This window comes from Kitasatospora sp. NPDC043949, from assembly GCF_056435365.1.
The window spans coordinates 162,561-168,715 of sequence record NZ_JBWKEQ010000016.1 but is presented as its reverse complement, the minus strand read 5'-3'; the positions used below and the strand labels follow the sequence as shown (position 1 = coordinate 168,715).

Sequence of the window (6,155 nt, the reverse complement as noted above, 5' to 3'; positions counted from 1 at the left end):
CCCCCCCCCCCCCCCCCCCCCCCCCCCCCCCCCCCCCCCCCCCCCCCCCCCCCCCCCCCCCCCCCCCCCCCCCCCCCCCCCCCCCCCCCCCCGCTCCGGTACGACGGGCCTAGGGGGTCTCCAGGGTGCCGAGGGTGACGTCGGCGGTCTGGCTGCTGCCGTCCCTGGTGTAGGCGACGGTGGCCTTGTCGCCCGGGGTGAGCGAGGCGAGCGCGGTGGTGAGCGCGTTCAGCGAGTCGACCGCGGCGTCCCCGATCTTGGTGATCACGTCGCCGGCCTGCATCCCCGCCGAGGCGGCCGGGCCGCTCGCGGTGACCGCCACGATGACGGCGCCGGCGGGCTTGAACTGCTGGTTGAAGCTGGTCCGGGCGGTGATGCCGAGCGCGGCCCGGCCGGAGTTGGTGACCTTGCCCTGCTTGATCAGCTGGTCGGTGATGTTGGTGATGGTGGACGCCGGGATGGCGAAGCCGATGCCGGGCGCGGCCGCGCCGTTGGCCTCGGGCTCCGTCGCCGCGAGCGTGTTGATGCCGATCACCTGGCTGTCCAGGTTGACCAGCGCGCCGCCGCTGTTGCCCGGGTTGATCGCGGCCGAGGTCTGCACCATGTTGCCGATGGTGGCGCCGGGCGAGCCGCCGCCCCTGGGCTCGGAGACGGTCCGTCCGGTGGCCGAGACGATGCCCTGGGTGACGCTGCTGGAGAGGCCGAGCGGGCTGCCCATGGCCAGGGTGATCTGGCCGAGCTGGACCTTGCCGGAGTCACCGAAGGCGGCCGGCTTGAGGCCGCTCGGCGGGCTGCTCAGCTTGATCACCGCGAGGTCGGTGTCGGGGTAGCTGCCGACCAGGGTGGCGTCCAGCGACCTGGTGCTGTTGGCGAGGGTGACGGTGAAGGTGGTCGCGGTGCCCACCACGTGGGCGTTGGTGACGATGTCGCCCTTGTCGTCGTAGACGATCCCGGAGCCGAGGCTGTCGCCGGTGGTGATCTGCACCACCGAGGGCAGCACGTCGGCGATGACCCGCTGGTAGTCGTCCTGCAACTGGTTCCCGTCGGCCGACCGCGCGGGGGCCGACGAGGCCGGCCTGGCCGAGCCGGAGCCCGACGGGGAGCCCGCGGCCGACGAGGCGGACGTGGAGGAGCCGCTGCTGCACCCGGCCAGCGCCAGCGCGGTCAGTACGGCCACCGCGCCGGGTACGAGCAGCCGGCCGTGGACCGTCCTGGGTCCGGTCGGCCGGGGCCCGGCCGGCAGGGGGCGGGCGTGTTCCTTCTTTCGGCTCACCTGGCTGCCTCCGATTCGTCACCACGCTGGGAGCACGGAAATCTTTGTCAGCATTTCACCGATTTGTCCGATTTGACGGCTCGACTCGCCCGGCACTCACCACGGAAACCCGAACACCCTAGAATCGGCCCATGACTTGGTTGATCACCGGCGGTGCCGGATACATCGGCGGGCACGTCGTCCGCCAGCTGCTCGACGCCGGTGAGCGCGTCGCCGTCCTGGACGACCTCAGCACCGGCGACGCCTCCCGCCTGCCGGAGGGCGTCGCCCTGGTCGAGGGCTCCACCCTGGACCGGGCCGTCCTGGACGCCGCCATCCGCGAGCACGCGATCGAGGGCATCCTGCACTTCGCCGCCAAGAAGCAGGTCGGCGAGTCCGTCGAGCAGCCGTTCTTCTACTACCGGGAGAACATGATCGGCCTGCAGACCGTCCTGGAGGCCGCCGCCGAGGGCGGGGTCAAGCGCTTCCTCTTCTCCTCCTCCGCCGCCGTCTACGGCATGCCGGACGTCGACCTGGTCACCGAGTCGACCCCGTGCGCCCCGATGAGCCCGTACGGCGAGACCAAGCTGGCCGGCGAGTGGCTGGTCGCCGCGGCCGGGAAGGCCCACGGCATCTCCACCGTGGCGCTGCGCTACTTCAACGTGGCCGGCGCCGCCTCCCCCGAGCTGTCCGACACCGGGGTCTTCAACCTGATCCCGATGGTCTTCGAGCGGCTCACCGCCGGCGAGGCCCCGCGGGTCTTCGGCGACGACTACCCGACCCAGGACGGCAGCTGCGTCCGCGACTTCATCCACGTCTCCGACATCGCCTCGGCCCACGTCGCCGCCGCCAAGCGGCTGGCCGCCGACCCGGCCGGCGAGACCTCGCTGGTGCTCAACATCGGCCGCGGCGAGGGCGTCAGCGTCAAGGAGATGCTGGAGGTGATCGGCAAGGTCACCGGTTACGACACCACCCCCGAGGTGACCCCGCGCCGCGCCGGCGACCCCGCGCGGGTGGTGGCCTCGGCCGACCTGATCCGCCGCGAGCTGGGCTGGGGCGCCCGCCACGACGTGGCGGAGATGGTGGCCTCCGCGTGGGACGGCTGGTGCAGCCGCCACCCCGGGGCCCGCAAGGCCTGACCGGACGCGTCCGACGGCGGCGGGGTGCCCGCCCCGCCGCCGCGCCGGTTCAGCGCGCCGGGACGGCCGTGCCGTAGAAGGCGTCCAGCGCGTACACGCAGCGGTCCTTGGAGCCGACGAAGACCCGGCCGCCGACCGCGACCGGCGAGCCGGTCAGCTCGCCCTTGGTGCCGAGCTCCCAGCGCAGCTGACCGCTCGCCAGGTCCAGGGTGTGCAGCGAGTGGTCCCGGCTGCCCAGGTGCACCAGGCCGTCGGCCACCGCCGGGGAGCCGACGATCTCGCCGCGCGCCGTGTAGCGCCAGCGCTCCCGGCCGCTCGCCGCCTCGAAGGCGTACAGCACCCCGCCGCTGCCGACCAGCACCATGCCGTCCCCGACCACCACCGGCTCGGCGCCCTGGCGGTTGCCGGTGACCCCGCGCCAGCGGTCCCGGCCGGTGGCCGCGTCCAACGCGTACACCGTCCCGAGGTAGTCGGCCACGTAGACCGCGTCGGCGTCCAGCGCGGGCGGGGTGAACAGCACCACCGGGGCCTCGAAGCGCCAGCGCTCGGCCCCGCTGGCCGCGTCCAGCGCGTACACCCTGGAGCCGGCCGTCACGTACAGCACGCCGCCGCGCTCGACCGGGTGCGAGGGCACGTCCTCGCCGACCGGGAAGGACCAGCGCAGGCCGGCGCCGTGCGGGTCGACGCAGCGCAGCCGCCCGGCCCCGTAGTAGTAGGCCGCGCCGGCCACCAGGACCGGTCCGGACTGCGGGTTCTCGTAGTCCTGCTGGGCGTCGTCGGCCCGCCACAGCTCGGCGCCGCTGGCGGCCGAGCGCAGCTGGACGCCGCCGCCGCGGACGCCGCAGCACAGCACCCCGTCGGCGGCGGAGAGCGAGTAGACCCAGCCGTCCAGTGAGGTGCGCCAGCGCTCGGTGCCGTCCGCGACGTCCACGGTGTACAGGTGCGGGCCGTCGGCCGCGTGCACCCGGCCGGCGTCCACCGCGAGCGCCCAGGCGACGTCCCGGGTCTTGTAGCGCCGCTCGCCGGAGGCGATGTCCAGCGCGTGCACCTCGAAGCTGGAGACGAAGAGCGTGCCGTCGGCGACCACGGGGGTGCCCCAGACGTCGTTGGACATCCGGAACCGCCAGGGGCGCCAGCGGGCGGCCGGCACCGGCGGCGGGGTGACCCGGCGGACCCAGTCGGTCTCGGCCGGGGCGGTGCCCGGGCCGGTCTGCTCGTGCTCGGCCCGCGGCCCGGGGCCTATCCGCACCGAGGCTCCGGACAGCCGCACCTCGACGGCCCCGCCGCCGCCCGGCGCACGGTGCTTGTTGGGGGAGGCGATCTTCGCGGTCGGGATCTCGCCGTCGGACACCGGGCCCCGCCGCGGCCCCGTGTGCACCGGCCCGGACGGCGGCGGCGCGTGCCCCCCGCCCGGGCGGGTGCGCGGGTCGTCCAGGCCGGGGCGCTGCACCGGGACCGGCTGGTGCGGCTGCGGCGGCTGGTGGGGCTGGAGCGGGCCGGCCTGCGGCGGCCCGGCCGGGGGCGGCGGCGCGCCGGCCGGCAGCTGGACGGCCCGGGGCGGCACGCTCGGGCGGCGGCCACGCTTGCGCTCGATCAGCTCCAGCGCGTTCACGGGGAGCCAGTCGCCGACCTCGCCGGCGGCGTCGTCCCGGGAGAACAGGTGCGGGGCCAGTTCGGCCTGGATCTGCGCCGGGCTGGGCCGGTGCTCGGGCGAGGGCCGCATGCAGGCGCGGACCAGGTCCATCAGCTCGCGCGGCATCCCGGACAGGTCCGGCTCCTCGCGCAGCAGCTGGAACACCGTCTCGACCGGGTTGGAGCCGCCGAAGGGCGGGTGCCCGGTCGCGCAGAACACCATCAGCGAGCCGAGCGAGAAGACGTCGCTGGCGCCCCGGACGTTACGGCTGTCCTTGGCCTGCTCGGGGGACATGTAGGCGGGGGTGCCGACCGCGACGTTGGTCATGGTGAGCCGGGTGCTGGAGACGCCGGAGGCGATGCCGAAGTCGATCACCTTCGGGCCGTCCTCGACCACCAGCACGTTGGAGGGCTTGAGGTCCCGGTGGATCAGCCCGGCCGCGTGGATGGACTGCAGCGCCTCGGCGATGCCCGCGATCAGCCAGCGGGTGGCGTCCACCGGCAGCGGACCGCACTCCTCGACCAGGTCCTCCAGGGAGGGGGCCGGGATGTACGCGGTGGCCAGCCAGGGCACCCGGGCGTCCGCGTCGGCGTCCACCACGGCCGCGGTGTAGAAACCGCCGACCGTCTTGGCCGCCTCGATCTCGCGGGCGAAGCGGACGCGGAACAGCTCGTCCTCGGCCAGTTCCGCCCGGACGGTCTTGATGGCCACCCGCCGGCCGGAGGCGGAGCGCGCCAGGTAGACCAGCCCCATCCCACCCGCGCCGAGCCGCCCCAGCACCTCGAAGGGCCCGATCCGCCTCGGATCGTGCGCCGTCAGCTGGTCCACTCCGCTGCCACCTCCCCGTTTTCCGCACCCGCCGCGTGGTGCCGGACCCGATTCTCCAATGCCGCCCGGCCCATCTCCAACCTCCCCCGCCCAGAGCCGACGGCGGCCCCGGGAGCGCCGCCGTCCGGCCGGTGATGACGGAACGGCCGGATTCTGACGCCCGTTCCGGCCGCGGTTTGCACCCGGACGCCCGGACCCTCCACTTCGGCGCCGATCTTCCGACGCCGCCGATCGTCACGCTCTGTCACTCGACCACCCCTCAGCGGACTCGCCGTCACGCTGTGGGGTCAAAGGCACACGGGGGGGCTTCAACGACACCTGCGGAGCGCGGTGAATATCCGTCCGAAGTGGTTCATGCCCCTATAGCAACCCCCCGTGCGGAGTAATAGTCGCATCACCGAATCGCGCCAAGATCGTGCCACGGTAAGCTGACGGCATGACAGGACAAGTTCGCACCGTCGACGGTCGCGTCGCCGGGCGACGCGGACAGGAAACGCGGCAGAAGCTGCTCGACTGCCTCCGCGAGATGCTCAGCACGTCGCCGTACCGGGACGTCAAGGTCATCGACGTCGCCCGTATGGCGGGTACCTCCCCCGCGACCTTCTACCAGTACTTCCCGGATGTCGAGGGCGCTGTCCTCGAAATCGCCGAGGAAATGGCCAAGGACGCCGACACCCTCAAAGAGCTGGTGGCCGGAAAGTCCTGGGCAGGGAAGTCCGGTCCGACCACTTCGGAAGAACTGGTCGACGGATTCCTCGCCTTCTGGCGCAAGAACGACGCCATTCTCCGAGTGGTCACGCTCGGTGCCGCCGAAGGGGACAAGCGGTTCTTCAAGATCCGCATGACGGTCCTCAACGCGGTCGCCAAGCCGCTCGCGGAGGCCGTCAAGGAACTCCAGGCGAAGGGCCAGGCCGACAAGTCGCTCGACCCGAACGCCGTCGCCGGGGCCCTGGTCTCGCTGCTCGCCTCGGCGGCCGAGCACCAGAAGGCCTTCACCTCCTGGGGCGTCAAGGTCAAGGACCTCAAGCCCAACCTCGCTCCCCTGGTGTACCTGGGCGTCACCGGCAAGAAGCCGCCCAAGTAGACCATCCGCTCAACCGACCATCCGCTCCGCGCGCAGCCCCGGCCTCCTGTCCGGGGTACGACGGACGGCGGCCGTGTCCTCGGGGGAGGTCCGCCGACGTACCGCACGCGCGCCAGACATGCCGGTGGGGGGGGGGACCCCCCCCGAGGAGGGCGGCCGCCCGCACGTTCGTCTTTTTTTACCTTCCGGGGACCCCCGCACCCCGCCCCCCTTACCCCA

General features: G+C 73.5%; 4 protein-coding genes. 2 read left to right on the top strand and 2 right to left on the bottom strand.

The features are described from left to right. Nucleotides 1-109: 109 nt before the first annotated feature. Nucleotides 110-1,195 carry a S1C family serine protease gene (locus AC07AL_RS16230; RefSeq protein WP_478317676.1) on the bottom strand — a complete coding sequence of 362 codons (1,086 nt, stop codon included), beginning with the start codon at nucleotides 1,193-1,195 and terminating at the stop codon, nucleotides 110-112. Between the two features lie 209 nt (nucleotides 1,196-1,404). On the opposite strand from AC07AL_RS16230, the gene galE reads away from it, so the two are divergent. After that, complete coding sequence (gene galE, locus AC07AL_RS16225) at nucleotides 1,405-2,391, top strand: UDP-glucose 4-epimerase GalE (RefSeq protein WP_350876964.1); 987 nt, start codon at nucleotides 1,405-1,407, stop codon at nucleotides 2,389-2,391. A gap of 49 nt (nucleotides 2,392-2,440) precedes the next feature. Here galE and AC07AL_RS16220 read toward each other — a convergent pair whose 3' ends face one another. Further along, nucleotides 2,441-4,852, bottom strand: coding sequence for an outer membrane protein assembly factor BamB family protein (locus AC07AL_RS16220; RefSeq protein ID WP_363629304.1), 2,412 nt, complete (start codon nucleotides 4,850-4,852; stop codon nucleotides 2,441-2,443). A 436-nt stretch (nucleotides 4,853-5,288) separates the two neighbouring features. On the opposite strand from AC07AL_RS16220, the gene AC07AL_RS16215 reads away from it, so the two are divergent. Continuing rightward, nucleotides 5,289-5,936, top strand: a complete 648-nt coding sequence (locus tag AC07AL_RS16215; protein WP_030055725.1) for a TetR family transcriptional regulator — start codon at nucleotides 5,289-5,291, stop codon at nucleotides 5,934-5,936. Nucleotides 5,937-6,155: the final 219 nt, after the last annotated feature.

What these genes read in the sequence shown, in the direction of transcription:
- galE (WP_350876964.1), top strand. Translation starts at nt 1,405, where the DNA reads ATGACTTGGTTGATCACCGGCGGTGCCGGATACATCGGCGGGCACGTC.
- AC07AL_RS16215 (WP_030055725.1), top strand. Translation starts at nt 5,289, where the DNA reads ATGACAGGACAAGTTCGCACCGTCGACGGTCGCGTCGCCGGGCGACGC.